This window comes from Ruegeria sp. K3 (assembly GCF_056531845.1).
This window is the reverse complement of record NZ_JBQFMM010000001.1, coordinates 55,074-75,112: the sequence shown is the minus strand read 5'-3', so window position 1 is coordinate 75,112 and position 20,039 is coordinate 55,074. Positions and strand designations below refer to the sequence as shown.

The following is a 20,039-nucleotide window of genomic DNA, read 5'->3' as shown; positions in this document are numbered from 1 at the left end:
CCCCGCAAAAGGAACACCCGATGAAACTGCAAGATCTCGATGTCATTGTCACCGCGCCTCCGGCACCGGGTTGGGGTGGGCGCTATTGGATTTTGGTCAAGGTCACCACGGATACGGGCGTGATCGGTTGGGGGGAATGCTACGCGTCCTCGGTTGGTCCCGAAGCCATGACCCATGTCATTCGCGATGTATTCGAACGGCACATGCAGGGCGAAAACCCCGAGAATATCGAGTTGATGTTCCGCCGCGCCTATTCCAGCGGCTTCACTCAGCGACCAGACCTGACCGTCATGGGTGCGTTCTCGGGGCTCGAAATCGCCTGCTGGGACATTTTGGGCAAGGATCGTGATCGTCCGGTCTATGCGCTGCTGGGTGGGCGGATGAACGACCGTATCCGGGCGTACACCTATCTCTACCCACTTCCTCAGCATAACCTGACGGACTTCTGGACTTCACCTGAGCAGGCCGGAGAAAGTGCTGCTGAAATGGTCCGGCGCGGCTATACCGCCGTCAAGTTTGATCCCGCCGGGCCTTATACGATCCGCGGTGGACACATGCCCGCGATGTCCGATATCTCTATGTCGATAGCGTTTTGCAAAGCGATCCGTGAGGCAGTTGGAGACAAGGCCGATCTGCTGTTCGGCACTCATGGCCAGTTCAACACAGCCGGAGCTATACGTCTGGGCCAAGCGCTGGAACCCTTTTCGCCGCTGTGGTTCGAAGAACCCACACCCCCCGACATGATCGAGGATATGGCCCGTGTGGCGCGCAATGTCCGTATCCCTGTCGCAACCGGTGAACGGATGACAACCAAAGCGGAATTTGGCGCGGTCCTGCGCGCCGGGGCCGCCGAAATCCTTCAGCCTGCGTTGGGACGCGCTGGCGGTATATGGGAGATGAAGAAAGTCGCCGCAATGGCCGAGGTTTTCAACGCCCAGATGGCACCCCATCTGTATGCGGGACCGATCGAGTGGGCGGCGAATATTCATCTGGCGGCGTCGATCCCGAACCTGCTGCTGCTTGAAAGCATCGAGACCCCATTCCACGATCAACTGATAAAGGGAAGCATCCGCGTCGAGAAGGGGTTCGTCACTCCTCCGACCGAGCCCGGCCTTGGTATCGAGGTCGATGAAGGCCTTGCCCGAGCCCATCCCTACAAAGGTGACGGGCTGCACCTACAGATGCAGGAAACCCCATGTGACTATGCAAATGGGAATGCGTTTCAAGGCGGTGCACCCGCAACCGAAGGGTAACAATCGACAGGCGAGCAAGCCGATCAGTTCGAGACATACCCCGCGATGACCTGCAACAGTTTAAAGGCTGTGGCTGCATCGTTCTCGACGACCGCCAGAAATTCCTCCTCACCGATCCGTAGGCAGGACAGTTCCGTTTCAGCCACCATGCTCAACGCCCGAGGCTCTTTTCGGATCAACCCCAGCTCTCCCACCAACGCGCCCGCACCAACCGTTGTGATCAGTTGATCGGCCTCGCCCGAACGCGGCAGGTACAATCCTGCCTCGCCCTCAAGGATGACATAGGCGCCATCGGTTGGCTGATCATCCTTCAGAAACACCACCTGGCCAGGTTTCGCTTCGAACCAGCGCGCACCAAAGGCCAGCAGTCGAAGCTGGCGACGGTCGAGCCCAGAGAACAACGGGGTCTGCTCAAGCGCACGCAATTTGCGTACCAGATCGGCAGACGCCGCACCGTCGCCGTCGACGTCGGTTGGGCCTTCACCCGTCACGACCCGGCCCTGACGGATTTCAACATACATGTCGAAAACATCTGGATTTTCGAACGCATCATTTAGATAGATTACAGTAGTTTCGGGCAGCAATTCACGCAGATTTTTATAAACTGCGACCTGTGTCTCCATATCATAGCTGGCAAGCGCGGTTTCCAGGATCAGAATATCCGGCTTTTTGATCGCAGCGCGGGTAAAGGCCAGCGGTTCGGCAAATACCGCAGGCAAGTTCTGGCCGCCAATCGAGACCGGAACATCATAGATCAGTTCCACCACCATCGGTCGCGCCCCGTTCTCGGCCAGAACATCGACGATCAGTTTGCGCGCCTCGTCGGTCCGCGCACCGCCGATCTGGCTGACCTTGCCAAACAGTGCGTTTTCCATGACCGTCAAACCGGGTGCAAAGGCATCTTCATCCAACGGGACGAATACATCGTGCAACGGTTCCAGCAATTTGGCCGAGTGGCTGTGGCGAAGCTCAAGAATGCGGTTCTTCAGCTCATCCGAAAACGCCGGGCCAATCTGCTCGGCCGAGATCACAAATGGCACCGAAAGCAAGCTAGCCAATTGTTCGTCATCCAGCCCGTTTGCGCCTTCTTTGCGGGTTTGCTCGACCAATTCAACCGCGGCCTCGTAGGTCTGGGCCTCAAGCCCCAGCTTGCGAAACAAAGGATGATCTGTTCCATCAAGCCCAAATATCTGGCGCAGCATCTCAATTACGTCGCGTGTCAGGCTGATCAGGGTTTCATCCAACCCCAACTCGCGCAACTGGCCCAGAAACACGGTCTGCTGTGCCAGCAATTGCCGTGTCACTGGAACACAAGGGGTGGCAAACAACAGGTTCTCAGCAACGGGTAGCGCAGGGTTATACGCGCAGCGATCGAAAATCAGCGCCTGCTGATCAAGCCCGGCCTCGCGCACCGCCTTCTGCACCCGAGGGCGCAATTCGACCAGCTTTGCTGCCAGTTCCGGGCGCTCATTCGCATCAAACACCTGCTCGGCACCGCGCTGAAACAACGCAGCGCCCGAGCCCATGCCATCGATCAGTTTCAGCCACCAATCGCGCAGCCGTGCTGTATCGTCAAAGCCTGCCGATCCTGGATCTAGCCATTCGACGTGGAATGGATCAGCACTGTTACCTGCCCTCAGCGTCTCGGGGAAATCCGGATCCTCCGTGGACTTGGACAATGGATGTGACCGCATCGGCATCATCACATTTTCACCCAACGTGCCCTGAAACATTATGGGGCGCGAGGTTGCTAGACCTATTCGTCGGGCAACAACGCTTTGATGCAGGCCAGCCATATTGATGCCGCCGATTTCAATACGGCCAGAGGTTGGCAGTATCTCGCGGGTCAGCAACTCGGTCAGCGCATGGCGATCTTCCTCGCTGGTGGCCGAAATGCCGACCGTTTTACCTGCTGGGAACGTCAGGTCCAGATCATCCAAAACCTGATTGCCGTCGATATCACGAACCGAGACCTGATTCAGTACGATATCGCCATTCAGATGCGGACGATCCGCTGGCTCTCCGTCAAACAGGGCCTCATCAATCATTCCATCCGGTGCGAAACGATCAATCACAACATCCCATCGCAGCGACATGTCCTGCGTTTGATTATAATAGGTCAGCAGTTCCTTCCAGGGCGAACTCAAGTCTTTGTAAGCCGCCAGCGCAGCCACCAGAGCACCCAGCGAAACAGATCCCTGCAACACCAGCAGGCCACCGACAAGGTAGAACATGAATGGCGTCAGCTGCGATATGAAGTTGTTGATGAACTTCATAAAGAACTTCTTCTGATAGATCTCAAAGCGGATGGCGAACAGCCGCCCCAGTTGGTCCGAGATCATCGCCCTCCGATATCGCCAACCGCCATTGGCCCGTAGGGTCGAGGCTCCGGCAGCGTTCTCGCCGATCTGGGCAGCCAAAACGCGGACCTCTTGAATGCGCTTCTTGTTCAGAAGATTGATCTGGCGTTGCAATCGCGGGATCAGCCAGGCCTGCAGCGGGATCAACGCCACCGCGGCCAGTCCGAACCAAACGCTTTGGAGGAACAGAAAGGACAGGATCGTGATCATTTGTCCGGCCTGCAGCACGGGCTGACTGATCGCATCCCCCATCAGCCCACCCATCGGTTCGCTTTCAGCGGTTATCATCGAGACCATTTCGCCCTGACTGACCCGCTCAAAATATGGTTGTGGGAAGCGAAGCGCGCGGTTGATCAACTGATAGCGAAAGCGACGCAGCATACGCTCGCTCAGTACACCCTTCATGGTGTTGATACGCATCTTCATGAGCCCGTGCGCCAGCACCGCAGCCAGAAAGGCAAAGCACAGGATCATCAGAAAAGTGGTCTGCGTCAGGCTATAACCCCAGACATCGACAATCTGACTTGTCGCGCCGATTGCGTCATTGATGATGCGCTTGGGCAGCTCCAACGTCAGGTAAAGCAAAGGAAACAAGGTCGACGTCACGGCCAGCAAAATCAACTGGTCGCGCTTCGAGTATTTCCAGATGAACTGAAAGATCGATCGTTCTATTGAACCCGCCCCTACTAACGATCCGCCGCTCAAATCACTGATTTTGGCGTTAATACAACGGGCCGAATTTACCGCAATCGTATCCTCGGAAGCAAATGAATTTCCGATTTGCGCCTAATTTGCGTTGTGTGAACAAGTTCATTTGCGCGTTTCGCGTTTACCCCCTAATCTCCTGATTCAGGACGATATCGGGAGGATTCATTTGCCTGCCAGCTTTGGCGCTGTGTTTCTGTTGCTGTGCCTGCTTCAGATCAAACACATGTTCGCCGACTATTATTTACAGACGCCCAAGATGCTTTCCGGGCGAGGCACGTATTTCCACATGGGGCGCGCGCAACATGCTGCTGTGCATGTTGTGGGTTCGGTCGTGATTTTCGCGCTCTTTCGCGCCCCGATTGAATTCATACTGATCATCGCTGCGTTGGAATGGATCGTGCATTTTCACATCGACTTTGCCAAAGCCAACTATTCTGACCGCAAACAGTTGCAACCCAATCAGGCCGCTTTTTGGCGTGCCGCTGGTCTGGATCAGTTGTTTCACAACCTTACTTATATTGGCATGGCCTGGGCTTGGGTGGCTTTCGCGGCTTAAGCTTCAGGGTACCACCGGTCGGTTCCGCTTGATCGTCCGCAGCACGACATTCGTTTGCGCGCTGGCGACGGCGGGCAATCGAAACAAGAAATCTTCCAGAAACGTGTTGTAAGCAGACAGATTCCTGCACAAGACACGCAGATGATAATCCGCCTGACCTGTCGTGGCGTAGCATTCCTGCACTTCGGGGCTGATCTCGACGGCCCGGATGAAGTCGACAATCTTGTCCGGGTCATGCCGGGTCAGGTGAACATGCACGATTGCTTCGAACGTCAACCCCATCTCGGCAGGGTTCACCAAAGCGCCGTACCGTTCGATCACCCCAGCCTCTTCCAGCGCGCGCACCCTGCGCCACAGGGCTGAGGCTGACATGCCGACAGCATCTGCCAATTCGGCGTTTGAAACCCGGCTGTCATTTTGAAGCAGCGTCAGAATGCGGCGGTCCCGATCATCAAGAGTGGCCATCTTGGAATGATTCATCCGTAATTTTAACTAAATCTGGTGAATCCTATCATATTTTGCAGAACACTCACAAACTCTGAAACAGAAATTCACCTGCGGGGGGTTAAAATAACCGAACACCAAGGACAAAAACCCATGGACGCGCAGCAATGAGCCACCACGAACCCTCCCCCCGCACCTATCGGCTTGAAGACCGCTATACCCTGACGCAGGGCCGGGTTTTTCTAACAGGCACGCAAGCCTTGGCGCGCATTATGATGGACCAGGCCCGACGCGATCGTCAGGCCGGGCTGAACACGGCGGGGTTTGTCTCGGGCTATCGCGGATCGCCACTGGGCGGGCTGGATCTTGAGCTATGGCGCGCAAAGGACCGGCTGAAGACGGATCGCATCACGTTTATGCCCGCCGTGAACGAAGACCTCGGCGCAACGGCGGTTCTGGGTGCGCAACAGGCCATTTTGGACCCGCATTGCGAGGTCGAGGGCATCTTTTCGATGTGGTACGGTAAAGGCCCTGGTGTCGACCGATCAGGCGATGCATTGAAACATGGAAACGCATATGGGTCTGCGCCAAAAGGTGGCGTGCTAGTCGTGGCAGGCGATGATCATGGTTGCGTCAGTTCTTCGATGCCGCATCAGTCGGATGTGGCCTTCATGTCGTGGTTCATGCCGACATTGAACCCAGCCTCGGTCGAGGAATATTTGGAATTCGGCGAGTACGGGTTCGCACTGTCCCGTTTCTCAGGCACCTGGGTCGGGTTCAAGGCGGTCTCGGAAACGGTCGAAAGCGCACGGTCCGTCGATCTGCACCCGGATCGCAGCTTTTCCCTGCCGCAGATCGACTTGCCCGAACGCGGCTTGCACGTCCGCACCGCCGATTTGCCCTCGCCCGAGATCGAGACCCGCATCCAACACAAGTTGCGCGCCGTTCGGGCCTTTGCCGAAGAAAACCCCATCGACCGGCGTATTTATGACATCGACAACGCGAAGTTCGGCTTCGTGACCACCGGCAAGGGGCACCTCGATCTCATGGAGGCGCTGCGTTTGCTGGACCTTGATGAAGCCGCCTGTCGCCGCTTGGGGATCGACATCTACAAGGTTGGCATGGTCTGGCCGCTGGCCCGTCGCAACGCGTTGCGCTTTGTGAAAGGCAAGGCCGAGGTTCTGGTCGTCGAGGAAAAGCGCGGCATCATCGAAAGCCAGTTCAAAGAATACTTCTATGACTGGCCCGGCGACAAACCCCATAAGATGGTAGGTAAATATGACAGCCATGGCGAACCGCTGATCCCATGGACCGGGGAACTCAGCCCTTTGATGCTGGCCCCTATTGTTGCCGCCCGACTTAACACGTTCTTCCCTGAAGAAAACTTGCCTGCCAAAGCGCGTGCACTGACCGAGACGGAACCTCCCGTGATCAATGTCCCGGGCGCAACACGGACACCCTATTTCTGCTCGGGCTGCCCGCACAATACATCAACTAAAGTTCCCGAAGGCTCTACCGCTGCCAGCGGCATTGGTTGTCATGTAATGGCATCTTGGATGGATCGCGAGACGGTCGGCTATGCACAGATGGGAGGCGAAGGCGTACCCCATGTGGTGGCCTCACAATTCAATGGCGGCAAGCATATCTTCCAGAACCTTGGCGAAGGGACGTGGTACCATTCGGGATCACTCGCGATCCGTCAGGCCGTCGCGGCAGGGACAAATATCACCTATAAAATCCTCTACAATGATGCGGTCGCAATGACCGGAGGGCAGCCGGTGGATGGGCCCGTCAGCGTGGCAGGTATTGCGCAAACCTGCCGGGCCGAGGGGGTTGAGCGGATCGCGCTGGTCTCGGACGACATTGCCAAGTTCAGCCGATCCGATTTCCCGGCAGGCACTACGTTCCACGACCGGGCAAAGATGGACAGCCTGCAACGCGAATTGCGCGACATTCCCGGTGTTACGGTCCTGATCTACGAACAGACCTGCGCCACCGAGAAACGCCGCCGCCGCAAGCGTGGGACAATGGAGGACCCCTCAACGTTCGTCTGGATCAACGATCTGGTCTGCGAAGGCTGCGGCGACTGCTCGGTCGCGTCGAATTGCCTAAGCGTTGAGCCGCGCGAAACCCCGCTGGGGCGCAAGCGCAAGATCAACTTAAGTTCGTGCAACAAGGATTTTTCGTGCCTGAACGGATTCTGCCCAAGTTTCGTGACCGTTGCAGGCGCAACCCGGCGAAAGCGGGCCATAGATCTGGACCTCGACGCGCTTGAGGCAGACCTGCCAGACCCAAAGCTTCCGTCTTTGGACACACCGTTTGATCTGCTTGTGACAGGCGTGGGTGGCACTGGGGTTGTCACGGTTGGGGCCTTGATCACTATGGCCGCGCACCTGGAAGGCAAAGGTGCCTCGGTCCTGGATTTCACCGGATTTGCGCAGAAATTCGGCACGGTACTCAGTTACATCCGCCTTGGCGCAGCTCCGGATGCGCTTAACCAAGTACGCATAGATCAAGGCGCTGCGGATGCGGTGATTGGCTGTGATGTGGTGGTGAGTTCGGCCCCCAAAGCCTCAGCTCATTTTGCCCGCGGGACACGCGTTGTGCTGAACAGGGCTGAGATGCCCACCGGCGATCTTGTCCTGCGTCGCGATGCCCAATTGCGGGTCGATAAGCGGGAACAGGCGATCGCAGATGTGGTTGGGGTGGACAATCTCGCCAGCCTTGACGCAAATGCAATAGCTGAGGCGCTACTGGGGGATTCCGTCTTCGCCAACGTCATTTTGCTGGGTTATGCATGGCAAAACGAGCTGGTTCCGGTATCGCACCTTGCATTGGCTCAGGCCATTTTGCTGAACGGTGTTGCCGTCGAAAAAAACCGGCTGGCCTTTGCTCTTGGGCGTTGTCTGGCGGCTGACCCCGACCGCATTCACGGGCTGGCACTACCCGAAGAGACAAACGGCACCTTGGATCAGGTGATTGCGCGTCGGGTGGCGTTTTTGACAGATTATCAGGATGCCGCATATGCGGATCGCTATGCGCAACAGATTGAAGCAATCCGCGCGTCGAACCCGAAAATATCCGACGATCTTCTAGAATCCGTAGCCCGTAACCTGTTCCGCTTCATGGCCTATAAGGACGAGTTCGAAGTGGCCCGGCTGCAAACGTCCCAAAACTTCGACAACGAACTGAAGCAACAGTTCGAGGGAGATTTCAAAACCAGTTACCACTTCGCCCCGCCAATGCTCAGCTGGCGCAAGGACGAACGGGGCCGCCCCCTCAAGTTTGCACTGGGTCCATGGATGCGCCCGGTTCTGCGGGGACTGTCCCGTCTACGTGGTTTGCGTGGCTCGGTCCTGAACCCCTTCGGCCGTCACTCCGAAGCGCGACTGCATCGAGGTATCCTAAACTGGTACCAATCGCTGTTGGACATGTATCTGACAAACCCCTCCGCCCATTCCGAGACCGAGTGGCTGGACGTGCTGTCAGCTGCGGACCAGATACGCGGTTTCGGTCCAGTACGGGAAGAAAGCTATGAGAACGCGCGCGCGATGGCGCGTTAACCAAGCACCGAGAAACTGCTATCGGTATTGACCGGTCGCTTGCGGGAATAGAAACCGGTGTCGATTGTGCGCCCAATGCAAGGCAGTTCAAACTGCATCGGCTTGTCGTCATGATCCGCACCGCCTTCAACGTAGTCAATCAGTTCAGCCATCATTTTGCCCGCAATCGGCGCGTTCTTGTATTGGTTTCCGCTGGTGCCGCAGGCCATGTAAAACCCCGGCAGGCTGGACTTGTCATAGATCGGAATCCAGTCAGTCGAGGCATCATACAAATCCACCACCCCACGGGTTCTGGAGGGTATCCCCAAGCTAGGGACCCGTTGGGCATAACGCATGGCCTGCGTGGTCCATTGATCCGTAAAATCGTGGTTATAGCTTACATCATCTTCGCACCATTGATGCGGATCACAAGCCGGATCCTCGGAGCCGATCAGAATATGATTGCCATGTTCTGGACGGCAATACAGCGCGATATCACTATCCGAGACAATTGTTCCTTGCGTTTCGAAATCAAATCCTTCGGGCGCGGGTACATGCACCACCTCCTGCCGCAGCGGGCGGGTTTGAATAGTCATGTCACCCAGAACCCCGGCCATTTCGTTGACAAGCGCTGACCCGGGACCGGCAACATTCACCACCACTTTGGCGTGGATTTCTTCACCAGAGGCAAGTCTGACACCTGCGACGCGCCACTGCTGCAACAGGATTTCGCGCACGTCTGCGCCCGTTCGCACTTCGGCACCATGCAGCTTGGCGGCATCCATCAGGTTTTGCGCCGACAAGGCCGGATCGGTCACATAGCCTGCTTTCGGCCAGAACACTGCGCCCTGAATCCGATCTCCGTTCGGTTGGCCGAACTCCGGATCATCCATGCGCCGCGCCGGGGCAAAGCTGTCCAGAGAATAGATCGGCAGACGTTCGGTAATCCGCTCGGGTGTCCATTCTTCAAACGGACAATCCAGTTCGGCGCTGTACTTCTTATGTTTCTCAAGAAATCCATTGGCCTCGGTCTTGACGACCAAACAACCGGTCTCACGAAACTGCGCCAAATCGGCTGTGTCGGGCAAGCCCAGATAGTTCGCCCAATCACGCCAATAGTGATAACCTTCCCAGGCGAACGCGGTTCCATCGAGGGTCGAATAATGCATCCGAATTATCGCGCAAGAGCCTGCGGTCGAGCCATGCCCAACCTGCGCATAGCGATCCAACGACAGAGTTTTCCAACCGGCCTTGGACATCTCGAACGCGATGGCGGCGCCGATCACACCGGTGCCAATGATGATTGCGTCAGGTTGGTTCATGTCCTGCCCCTTCCCAGAAACGTTTCGCATACGCGCTGAATTCGGTGATTTCCTCGGGTCGCGGTTCGACCCCTGTAAAAACATAAAGGTAGTGTGGAACCATCGACAGCCTGATCGCCAATGGTTCGTTTAACTGCGCCAGATCATATCCGATCTGCATATAATATAGCACCCGCGCCCGCGTCTCTGCCTCGGTCTCATCATAGTTGAACCGGATGAACATCGCGCGCAGCGCGGCCAGGCGACGGGCATCGGACTGGTCCAGCATACGCCGCACCTTTCCCGATCTTCGTGCCCAATCCCGCACAGCAAAATCAAGCGCCGTATCAAATAGTTCGGTATTCACAACGCAGCGCTGCACATTGCACACCGCAGCAGTGATCGTTTCAGCAGGCAATTCGGATTGCGCGATCAAGGCCGCCGTATTTGTCGCCTGCCATCGCGCCAGCAGCGCATCCAGCAATTCCTGCCGCGACTTGAAGTACCAGTAGAATGATGAGCGCGAGACCGCCATCCGCTCGGCAAGGTTCATGACTTTCACCTGCTCGACCCCGTCCGAAATCAGGACGTCCATGGCCACGTTCAGCCAATCATCGCGCGTGACCTTGACGTTACCAATCAGTGGCTCAGCTTCGGGATCGTCCCGGTGCAGGATGGGTTTGGTGTTCATTCAACTCTCCGGCGGTGCGCCGCCCTCTTCTGTACGGCGCGCTATGAAATCCTTCAACGCACCAAGGCGATCCGTATCTGATGCCGGTGCTTTGAAATTTGCCAGGATTTCCTTCCATACACCGGTCGCGCGATGGTTGGCGTCGATCGCGCCACGCTCGGTCCAGGTGCCAAAATTTGCGTAATCATGCAGGTGCGGCTCATAAAATGCGGTATTATAGCGCTCCATCGTCTGACTCGTGGCGAAGAAATGTCCGCTGGGTTCAACCTCGCTCAGCGCAGTATCAAACCCGATCTCTGCACCATTGGCCTGTGCCCCTGCACAAAGCTCGGCCACCATGTTCAACACCTCGGCATCGCAGATCATCTTCTCGAAAGATACGGTCAGGCCACCTTCGAGCCATCCGGCCGAATGAATGATGACCGTCGCCCCGGCCATCAGGCAGCCCCACAGGCCGAACTGGTTTTCATTGGCGGCCTGAACGTCGTTGATATTTGCCGCAGACCCCGCCGCAGACCGCCAGGGCAGGCCCAGATGCCGGGCCAACTGGCCCGCCGCCAAAGACGCCTGAAAATGCGAGGGTGTCCCGAATGCAGGCGCCCCTGATTTCATGTCGACATTGCTGGTAAAGGTCCCATAGCACACCGGCGCACCGGGGTTGGTAAGCTGGGTCAGCGTCAAGGCCGCAAGTGCCTCGGCATGGGACAGCGTGATGGCCCCGGCCACCGTGATCGGAGCCATTGCGCCCATCAGGGTAAAGGGTGTGATGATCGACATCTGACCATGGCGCGCAAAGTCGATCAGCCCCTGAGCCATCGGAATATCCAGCGTCCGCGGGCTGTTGGTGTTGATAATCGTGTAACAATGGGCGTTAGCGCGGAACTCCTTGTCAGACAGACCTCGCGCCGTTGAGAGCATCTCGAAGCAGTCCATCACTTGCGGCGTGCCCCGCGAGAAGAAGAACGGGAACTTATCCGTCAGCTCCATCTGCGCTTGTGTGGTGAAATAGTGCCGCACATTGGTTGGCACGTCCTGCGGTTCGACCTGCGGTGAGATCATCTGGAAGACATCAAAGTGATGAGTGAGCTCTAGGAACTCCAGATAATCCTGCCCACTCGCTGGCCGCCGACCGCGTTCCAGATCGGTCGCGTTTGGAGCGCCAGCCCCGGGTTGGAACACCAAAGAGCCCAGCTCCAAAGTGAAATCCCGGTGCCGCGCGCCCGCCCGGCAGCCGATGGATTTCGGAGCTGAGGCCACCGCAGCCTCAACCATATCCCGCCCGATGAAGACCATTTCGCTGTCTTCATCCACGCGGGCGCCACCCTGCGCGTAGATTCGCCGCGCTTCGGGCAATAGAACTTTCACGCCCAACTCTTCCAGTGTGCGCAATGCGGTGTCGTGCATATCTGCAATCTGATCCGTCGGGAACACTTCCATCTGTGGAAACGGATTGCGCAACTGGCGATAATTCACCTCGCGACTAGATTGCGGGGCGGCATCGGTCCCGCGCCCGCGCCGTCGGCGTCTTTGGCCCAAGTCCGACATGGTCAACCTCGCATCGCTTTGCCCAGCGGGTCATAGGGCGACGGCGCAATCACGCGGGCCGGGCGTTCGACACCGACCACATGCACCGACAACTCGGTGTCTGGTTCAGCCTTGTCGCGGTCGACCAAAGCCATGGCCAGCGACTTGCCCGTGTAGTGGCCATAGCCACCCGAAGTCACAAATCCAACGCGCTCATCCCCAGCCCAGATCGGTTCATACCCACTGGCATCTGCGTCCAGCGCATCAACCTCAAGCGTCACTTGAACTTGCGCCGGACCGTTGCCATCGCGTTCAGCCAGCGCAGCCTCTTTGCCAACGAAATCCTTGTTCCAGTCGATCCAGCGATCCATTCCGGTCATGCCTGGCGTGTAAAGCTGAGTGAACTCTGCAGACCAGATACCAAAGCTCTTCTCAAGCCGCGTCGACAGCATCGCGTTGAATCCGCATTCGCGGATACCGTCCCCGGCCCCGGCCTCTAGCAGCATCCGGCGCAGTTTGATATGGTCGCCATAGCGGCAGTTTATCTCATACCCTTTTTCGCCCGTCACAGACATACGCGCCACACGGGCACGCACCAGACCGATATCAAAGTCGCCGCAGCCCATGAATTTCAGGCCCGAGATATCCTGTTCGGCCAGTTTCTCGACCACAGCCTGCGATTTCGGTCCAACCACGGCAAAACCGCAATATTCCTCGCCCAGATCGCGGATATTCACGGCGTCCATCATGTGATCATTGAACCAGCGCATATGCCATGCGCGCAGATAATAGCTGCCCATGATCCACCAGGTCCCGTCGCCCCAGTTCAGCACGGTCAGATCACCCTTGAGGCGACCGTTCTCACCCAGCATTGGAGCCAGTTTGGCACGCCCCGGTGCAGGCAGTTTCGACGCCATGATCCTGTCCAGCCAAGCCTCGGCATTTGGCCCAGTGACCTCGAAGCGCGAAAAGCCCGAGATATCCAGTAGTCCCACGCCTTCGCGGATGGTTTTGCACTCCTCAGCCACGATGTCGTGCGCATTCGAGCGTTTCAGCGTCGGCGTCTCTTCAAAGCCCTTGGGCGCAAAGTAAAGCGGCACTTCCAGATCCCAACTGACGCCCCATTTGCACCCCGCCTCGGTCATTGCATCATGGGCTGGGGCCATCTTCAGCGGGCGACCTGCGGGCAGTTGCTCGTTCGGGTAAGTCATCACGAAACGACGAGAATAGAACTGACCGGTTGTTTCGCGGATGTAGCGTTTGTTCTGAGCGAAATCGCCATAGCGCGCCACGTCCATAGGCCATGCGTCGGCCTCAGGCTCGCCATGGATCATCCATTCGGCAAGCGTCTTACCAACGCCGCCACCCTGCAGGAATCCGGCCATCACCGCACAAGCTGACCAATAGCCACGCTTGCCCGGGACCGGACCGACCAGCGGGTTGCCATCGGGTGAGAAGGTGAACGCGCCGTTCACCCATGTTTTGATGCCAACATTCTGGATCGACGGGTACCGTTCAAAGCCCAGCGTCAGCTCGTTCTCGATCCGGTCGAGCTGTTCCTGGAACAATTCTTCACCGTAATTCCACGGCGCACCGTCCATAGCCCAGTGCTCGTGATCGACCTCGTAGATGCCCACCAGAATGCCCTTCTGGTCCTGTCGCATATAGGTGAAGCCTTCAAGATCAACCGTCATCGGCATCTCGAAATCCGCCTCGGCCACCTCAGGCACCGTATCGGTGATCAGATAATGGTGTTTCAGCGGCGAAACCGGCAGTTCCACTCCGGCCATGCGCCCCACCTGTTTGGCCCAGAGGCCAGCTGCGTTGACCACATGTTCACAAGTGATAGTGCCTTTGTCGGTCACAACTTCCCAACCATCCGCAGTCTGCGTCAGGCTTTCGACCTTGGTTTCTTCGTAGTATTCCGCGCCGCGTTTCTTGGCCGCTGTTGCATAAGCCTGAACCGTACCGGTTGTATCGATGTAACCTTCGCGATCCGCCCACATCGCGCCCAGCACGCCGTCGGTGGACATGATCGGGCAGCGTTTCTGCGCCTCCTCTGGCGACAAAAGCTCACAGTCGTCGATGCCGATAGACTGGAAAATGCGGTAGTTGGCCTGCAGCCACTCCCACCGTTCGGGTGTGCCCGCCAGCGTCAGTCCACCGGTCATGTGCAGGCCGATATTCTGGCCCGACTCTTTTTCGATCTCGCTGAGCAGATCAATCGTATAGGCCTGCAGCGACGCCATGTTCGGATCTGCGTTCAGCGCATGGATGCCTCCCGCCGCGTGCCACGAAGACCCCGAGGCCAAACGCCGCCTCTCCAGCATGACCACATCTGACCAGCCAAACTTGGCGAGATGGTACAGAACCGAGGCGCCGACAACGCCGCCACCGATGACTACGACACGATACTGAGATTTCATCCTGCGCTCCCCTGCATGACTCGCAAAGGACGCTAGAGGCACTGTTCACTTCTGTCTAGACATTTCTGTACAGTTCGAGGGACAGCACCCGGATCAGCTTAAAGCCGGGCGCTCGGGCGTGTCTGAACGGCATCAAACCAGGCGCGTGTGGCCGTGTTCTCTTCTGGGATACGCATCTTGATGACACGTGCGAAATCGACAAACACAAATGTGGTGATATCGGCCAGTGAAAACATTTCACCCGCAACGAAACCGCTCACTTGCAGACGGGCCTCAAGAAAATCGAAGAAGGCACGCACCCGCTCAGCCCCCCGCTGCGCTAGTTCAGGGATTTGCGCGTGGTTTGCAGGCCCGGTGATCGCGCGGTCTTTGAACGAAGGATGGGTGTTTCGCAAAGTTTCCGCGATTGGTGCGCCACATTGTTGTTCGGCGATGGCATTCCACATCAGAATTTCGCCTTTTTCATCCGGCGTTTGCCCCATCAAGGCAGGTTCCGGAAAGCGCGCCTCGAGATAGGCGGCGATGCCAAGATTTTCTGTGAGCGTGGTACCTTCATCCGTAACAAGCACAGGAATCGTTGCACCGGGGTTCACGGTCCGGAAGGCATCACTAAACTGTTCACCCTTGGCGATTGAGATATCACGAGTGTCAATCTTCAGCCCCTTTTCCGCGATAAACATCCGGGCACGGCGCGGGCTTGGCGCGGTCGAGCAATCGTAGAACAGCATTTTTGACGGTCCCCTCCAAAGCTTCACGCCTCGGACGTTAGACCGGGCCAGCACTAAAGCGCGAGTCGGATCACACAGTGACCCTACGGCAGATCAACGCCGATAGATGAAACAGCGCCCGTCGACCGCCCCTTCTGGCAGCGGCACCTCGGTCAGTGTTTCGAAATACATTCGATCGCTGGAAACCATCAGTCCGCCCCGCGCCAGAAGCGGTTCGATCAAAGGTGAGACGAGGCGGGCAAACGCATCATTCTTTTGCCGGTTGTGTCCCCCAAGATCGGCATGGATCAGACTGGCCGACGCGCCAAATCGTGTGACCGAAGCAGGCAATGTTTCGCGCACATCACCGAGAATCACCAGATCATCGGGCGGTGTCGAATCGGGATGAGACGCAACGGCCCGTTCAAAAACATAAACAGGACGGTCCTGAATGTGCTTAACCATGTGGTGATATGTGCGCCCATTTCCCAATCCCAGCTCAAAAACCGGACCAGGCTGCCCAGTGGTCTGCGCGATAGCAAAGTCCAGACAAGCGCGTTGCGAGACCATTCGGTCAATGAACAGATCCAATCGGCTTTGTTGCTCGGACACGGGGCACCTCTTTCAAAATCATTCGACACCAGTCGGGGGGCGATTGCGCCTTTGATGGCAAAAACTCAAGACTTTGTGTAGCCATACGGCCCGAGTTTCACGATTCCGCGACAATTCGGGTGAAGAAGGTGTTTGACTACGCCGCCCCAACCGCGCGAAACTGCTCAAAAAAGACAGGGAGTTCACAAAGCCGATGTTTTCTAGCGGCCAGACGGGTGGAAAACCCGCATGAGTGCGTTGTTGTCCGTTCGGGATCTCAGCATCGGCTTCGGCACGGGTCCATCCGTTGTCCAAGATGTCAGCTTCGAGGTCGAACCCGGGCAGACACTTGCATTGGTTGGAGAATCCGGTTCGGGCAAAACGATTTCCTGTCGCGCTGCACTGCGTATTCTGCCGCGTACCGCCCAGATCCGTAGCGGAACGATCACGCTGAACGATTCCAAAGGCACCGCTAATCTGATCGAACTGAGTGAAAGACAGATGCGTGGTATTCGCGGCAATCGGGTTTCTATGATTTTTCAGGAACCGATGCGATCTCTGTCACCGCTTCACAAAATCGGAAATCAGGTCAGCGAAGTTCTTTGGTTGCATCGCGGCGCATCCGATGCACAGGCCCGCAAAGAAGTTCTGACCCAGTTTGAGAGGGTTGGTTTCCCCGACCCTGCCCGCGCCTACGACAGCTATCCGTTCGAGCTGTCTGGCGGCATGCGCCAGCGCGCCATGATTGCCATGGCCATGGTGTCCAAGCCTGAATTGCTCATCGCGGACGAGCCGACAACAGCGCTGGATGTTACCACCCAAGCGCAGGTTCTTGGGCTGATCAAAGAGCTGCAGCGCGAAACCGGTATGGCGCTGATCCTTGTCACCCATGACCTGGGTGTAGTTGCTAACATGGCCGAGCGGGTGGTCGTCATGCACAAAGGCCGCGTGATGGAAGCTGGCCCGGCAGCACCAATTCTGAATGATCCGGCGCACCCCTATACGCAGCAGCTGTTCGACGCTGCGCCTGAGATACCCGATCAGGATGCCGTCGGCATACCGATGCCCGACGAGGACCTAATTCTGCAGATGACCGGGGTCTCAAAGACCTACACGATGCGATCGAGCAAAGGTTGGAAAGCCGACAAACTGATCCATGCCTGCCGGGGCGTAGATATGAAGCTGGCGCGCGGCAAGACGCTTGCAATCGTTGGCGAAAGCGGGTCTGGCAAGACAACCGCCGCCAGAATCGCTCTGGGCGCTGAACTGCCCGACCCGGGCGGCGAAGTTCTGTTCAGAACAACAAGGGATTCCGAACCGATAACGGTTCACAGTATGACACGGACCGAACGCACCGCGTTTCAGCGCAAGGCGCAAATGGTGTTTCAGGATCCCTATAGCTCTCTTAGCCCCCGTATGCGCATTCAGGATGCCATGACCGAGCCGTTGGAGATACACCGCCTCGGCACCGTGGCAGAGCAGCGCGACAAAGCGGCCGCGATGTTGCAGCGGGTCGGGCTGAATGCCGATATGCTCAAACGCTATCCGCATGCGTTTTCTGGTGGACAACGACAGCGCCTGTCTATCGCCCGCGCGATGATGCTGGACCCGGCGTTGATTGTTTGTGACGAGCCAACCTCGGCACTGGATGTATCCGTTCAAGAGCAAATTTTGACCCTGCTCGAAGAACTGCAGGACAGTCTGAACCTGTCATACCTGTTCATCTCACATGATCTGGCCGTCGTCGCGCGCATTGCCGACGAAGTCGCCGTCATGCGCCGGGGTCTTGTGGTGGAACAAGCCCCACCCGAAACCCTGTTCTACAATCCACGTCATCCCTATACCAAGGCACTGATTGCCGCCCAGCCCGAACCGGATATCAATCGCCCGATTGATCTGAAACTGGTTGCGCTTGGTGCCGGTTCACCCGACAGTTGGGATGACGCCTTTCGATTTTCCGACTCCGTGATACCTTCTTTGATAGAGTTGGAGCCCGGCCATAAGGTACGTTGCCATGTTTAAGACCACTCACCGATTGATTTTGGCCGCGACGCTGGCCTTCGCAGGAATGCTGCCCGCTGCGGCAGAAATTCCGTCTAATCTTCAGGAAAACGCGTTCTGGCAAACCGAGGTTGAAAGCGGCGACCTGCCACCGGTTGCTGAACGTATTCCGCAAGATCCGCTGATCGTGGACTTAGCCGCCAAAGGTCGCGAATTCGGTGTACCCGGCGGTACACTGCGCACGATGGTCACCCGGTCCAAAGACATTCGGCAAATGGTGGTCTATGGCTACGCAAGGCTTGTGGGCTTCGATCAGGATTACAACATCGTCCCGGATTTGCTGGCTTCATTCGAAAATGAAGACAATCGCAAATTTACTTTGAACCTGCGACCCGGCCACAAATGGTCGAACGGATCCGCGTTCACATCCGAAGACTTCCGGTACTGGTGGGAGGATGTGGCCAACAACGAATTGCTCAGCCCCTCAGGCCCACCAGATTTCCTGCGGGTTGAAGGCAAAACACCCACCGTCACCTTCCCCGACGAAACAACGGTTGTATTCGAATGGGATGACCCCAACCCGAATTTCCTGCAATCACTTGCTCAGGCGCGGCCGCCCTTTATCTATCGACCGTCTGAGTTCCTTAAGCAGTATCACGAGAAGTTTGCAGACCCCGAAGAACTGGCATTCAAGGTCGAAGATGCGCGGGTAAAAAGCTGGGCGGCGCTGCATAACAAGTTGGACAATCTATATAAGTACGACAATCATGAACTGCCGACGTTGCAGCCATGGCTCAACGCAAGTTCGGGCAAGAAAATCCGGCACAACTTTGTCCGTAACCCTTATTACCATCGGGTGGATTCAAATGGGGTTCAGCTGCCCTATATCGACGTAGTCGAAATGGAAATCGTCGCACCGGGTTTGGTTGCGGCCAAAGCAAATGCGGGTGAAACTGACTTGCAAGGTCGCGGATTGGCATTCCGCGATGCCTCGATCTTGAAAAAGGGCGAGGCTGAAGGTGGATACAAGACGCTTTTGTGGAAAACAGGCGTCGCGTCGCAGATCGCGATTTATCCCAATTTGAACTACACTGACGATGCGTGGCGCGAGGTTCTGCGCGATGTACGTGTACGCAGGGCACTGTCGCTCGCCATTGATCGCAAGACGATCAATCAGGCGCTCTATTTCAAGCTGGCCCAACCCGGCGCGATGTCGGTTCTGCCCGCATCGCCCTTCTACGACGAAGCGAATGCGCAGGCTTGGGCACAGTATGACGTCGACAAGGCGAATGCTCTGCTTGATGAGGCTGGGCTGACCGAGCGTGACAAAGATGGTATCCGACTGTTGCCCGACGGGCGTCCGATGGAGCTGATCATCGAAACCGCAGGTGAGCGGCAAGAGGTTGAAAACGCCCTGCAGATCGTCACGGATACCTGGCGTGAGATCGGAGTCGAACTGGTCATGCGACCATTGGATCGAGACATTCTGCGCAACCGGGTCTTCTCGGGCAATACAATGGCGTCGGTCTGGTTCGGCTGGGATGACGGCATTCCGCAAAGCCACACATCGCCGGCCTATCTCGCCCCGACCGATCAGGTCTTTCTGGCATGGCCTAAATGGGGCCAATACTATCAGACAAATGGAGGGTCGGGCGAACCACCAGACATGCCCGAGGCCGAACTTCTCATGAAGCTTGCCCACGATTGGGAAATCGCCTCCACGGATGAAGAACGCGGCGCAGTCTGGTCTGAGATGCTGAAAATTCACGCCGACCAGCTTTATGCGATCGGTATCCTGAACGGCGCACCGCAGCCTATTGTCGTGTCGAACCGCCTGCGCAATGTGCCTGAGCAGGCCATGTGGGCATGGGAACCCGGCGCACATTTCGGCATTCACCGTCCCGACGAGTTCTTCTTCGCCGACTAATTCAGGAG

General features: G+C 57.1%; 13 protein-coding genes. 5 read left to right on the top strand and 8 right to left on the bottom strand.

Annotated elements, in window-relative coordinates:
• Positions 1-20: 20 nt before the first annotated feature.
• Entirely contained in the window at positions 21-1,253 is a 1,233-nt protein-coding gene (locus tag ACR0MP_RS00320) for a mandelate racemase/muconate lactonizing enzyme family protein (protein ID WP_170404582.1), read from the top strand.
• Between the two features lie 23 nt (positions 1,254-1,276).
• Here ACR0MP_RS00320 and ACR0MP_RS00315 read toward each other — a convergent pair whose 3' ends face one another.
• On the bottom strand, positions 1,277-4,318 hold the full coding sequence (locus tag ACR0MP_RS00315; RefSeq protein ID WP_170404585.1) for an ABC transporter transmembrane domain-containing protein: 3,042 nt from the start codon (positions 4,316-4,318) through the stop codon (positions 1,277-1,279).
• A gap of 169 nt (positions 4,319-4,487) precedes the next feature.
• On the opposite strand from ACR0MP_RS00315, the gene ACR0MP_RS00310 reads away from it, so the two are divergent.
• Positions 4,488-4,877 (top strand): DUF3307 domain-containing protein, encoded by a 390-nt coding sequence (locus tag ACR0MP_RS00310; protein ID WP_170397621.1) that lies wholly within the window; start codon positions 4,488-4,490, stop codon positions 4,875-4,877.
• A 3-nt stretch (positions 4,878-4,880) separates the two neighbouring features.
• Here the strand turns inward: ACR0MP_RS00310 and ACR0MP_RS00305 are convergent, their stop codons facing one another.
• Positions 4,881-5,342: an Lrp/AsnC family transcriptional regulator gene (locus ACR0MP_RS00305; RefSeq protein WP_170733307.1), complete on the bottom strand. Its 462-nt coding sequence runs from the start codon at positions 5,340-5,342 to the stop codon at positions 4,881-4,883.
• 146 nt (positions 5,343-5,488) lie between these two features.
• Between ACR0MP_RS00305 and ACR0MP_RS00300 the strand changes: the two genes are divergently transcribed.
• A complete protein-coding gene (locus ACR0MP_RS00300) occupies positions 5,489-8,884 on the top strand; it encodes an indolepyruvate ferredoxin oxidoreductase family protein (RefSeq protein WP_480885490.1) in 3,396 nt (1,131 codons plus the stop codon).
• Here ACR0MP_RS00300 and ACR0MP_RS00295 read toward each other — a convergent pair.
• The 6 genes from ACR0MP_RS00295 to ACR0MP_RS00270 form a co-directional block, all read right to left on the bottom strand.
• Positions 8,881-10,185 carry an NAD(P)/FAD-dependent oxidoreductase gene (locus ACR0MP_RS00295; protein WP_480885488.1) on the bottom strand — a complete coding sequence of 435 codons (1,305 nt, stop codon included), beginning with the start codon at positions 10,183-10,185 and terminating at the stop codon, positions 8,881-8,883. The genes ACR0MP_RS00300 and ACR0MP_RS00295 overlap by 4 nt on opposite strands.
• Entirely contained in the window at positions 10,172-10,855 is a 684-nt protein-coding gene (locus ACR0MP_RS00290; protein ID WP_170397633.1) for a TetR/AcrR family transcriptional regulator, read from the bottom strand. Before ACR0MP_RS00290 ends, ACR0MP_RS00295 begins: the two co-directional genes overlap by 14 nt.
• Positions 10,856-12,400, bottom strand: coding sequence for a trimethylamine methyltransferase family protein (locus tag ACR0MP_RS00285; RefSeq protein WP_480885486.1), 1,545 nt, complete (start codon positions 12,398-12,400; stop codon positions 10,856-10,858). It lies immediately after the preceding gene.
• Between the two features lie 2 nt (positions 12,401-12,402).
• Positions 12,403-14,805 (bottom strand): GcvT family protein, encoded by a 2,403-nt coding sequence (locus tag ACR0MP_RS00280; protein ID WP_480885484.1) that lies wholly within the window; start codon positions 14,803-14,805, stop codon positions 12,403-12,405.
• 98 nt (positions 14,806-14,903) lie between these two features.
• Entirely contained in the window at positions 14,904-15,533 is a 630-nt protein-coding gene (locus ACR0MP_RS00275; RefSeq protein WP_170404609.1) for a glutathione S-transferase, read from the bottom strand.
• A gap of 93 nt (positions 15,534-15,626) precedes the next feature.
• Positions 15,627-16,124, bottom strand: a complete 498-nt coding sequence (locus ACR0MP_RS00270; protein ID WP_170404613.1) for a class I SAM-dependent methyltransferase — start codon at positions 16,122-16,124, stop codon at positions 15,627-15,629.
• Positions 16,125-16,352: 228 nt separating this feature from the next.
• Here ACR0MP_RS00270 and ACR0MP_RS00265 point away from each other — a divergent pair, with 228 nt between their 5' ends.
• The gene (locus ACR0MP_RS00265; protein WP_170404616.1) at positions 16,353-18,125 is read left to right on the top strand and encodes an ABC transporter ATP-binding protein; all 1,773 of its coding nucleotides are present in this window, start codon (positions 16,353-16,355) and stop codon (positions 18,123-18,125) included.
• On the top strand, positions 18,118-20,031 hold the full coding sequence (locus ACR0MP_RS00260; RefSeq protein ID WP_170404619.1) for an ABC transporter substrate-binding protein: 1,914 nt from the start codon (positions 18,118-18,120) through the stop codon (positions 20,029-20,031). The genes ACR0MP_RS00265 and ACR0MP_RS00260 overlap by 8 nt, the downstream gene beginning before the upstream one ends.
• Positions 20,032-20,039: the final 8 nt, after the last annotated feature.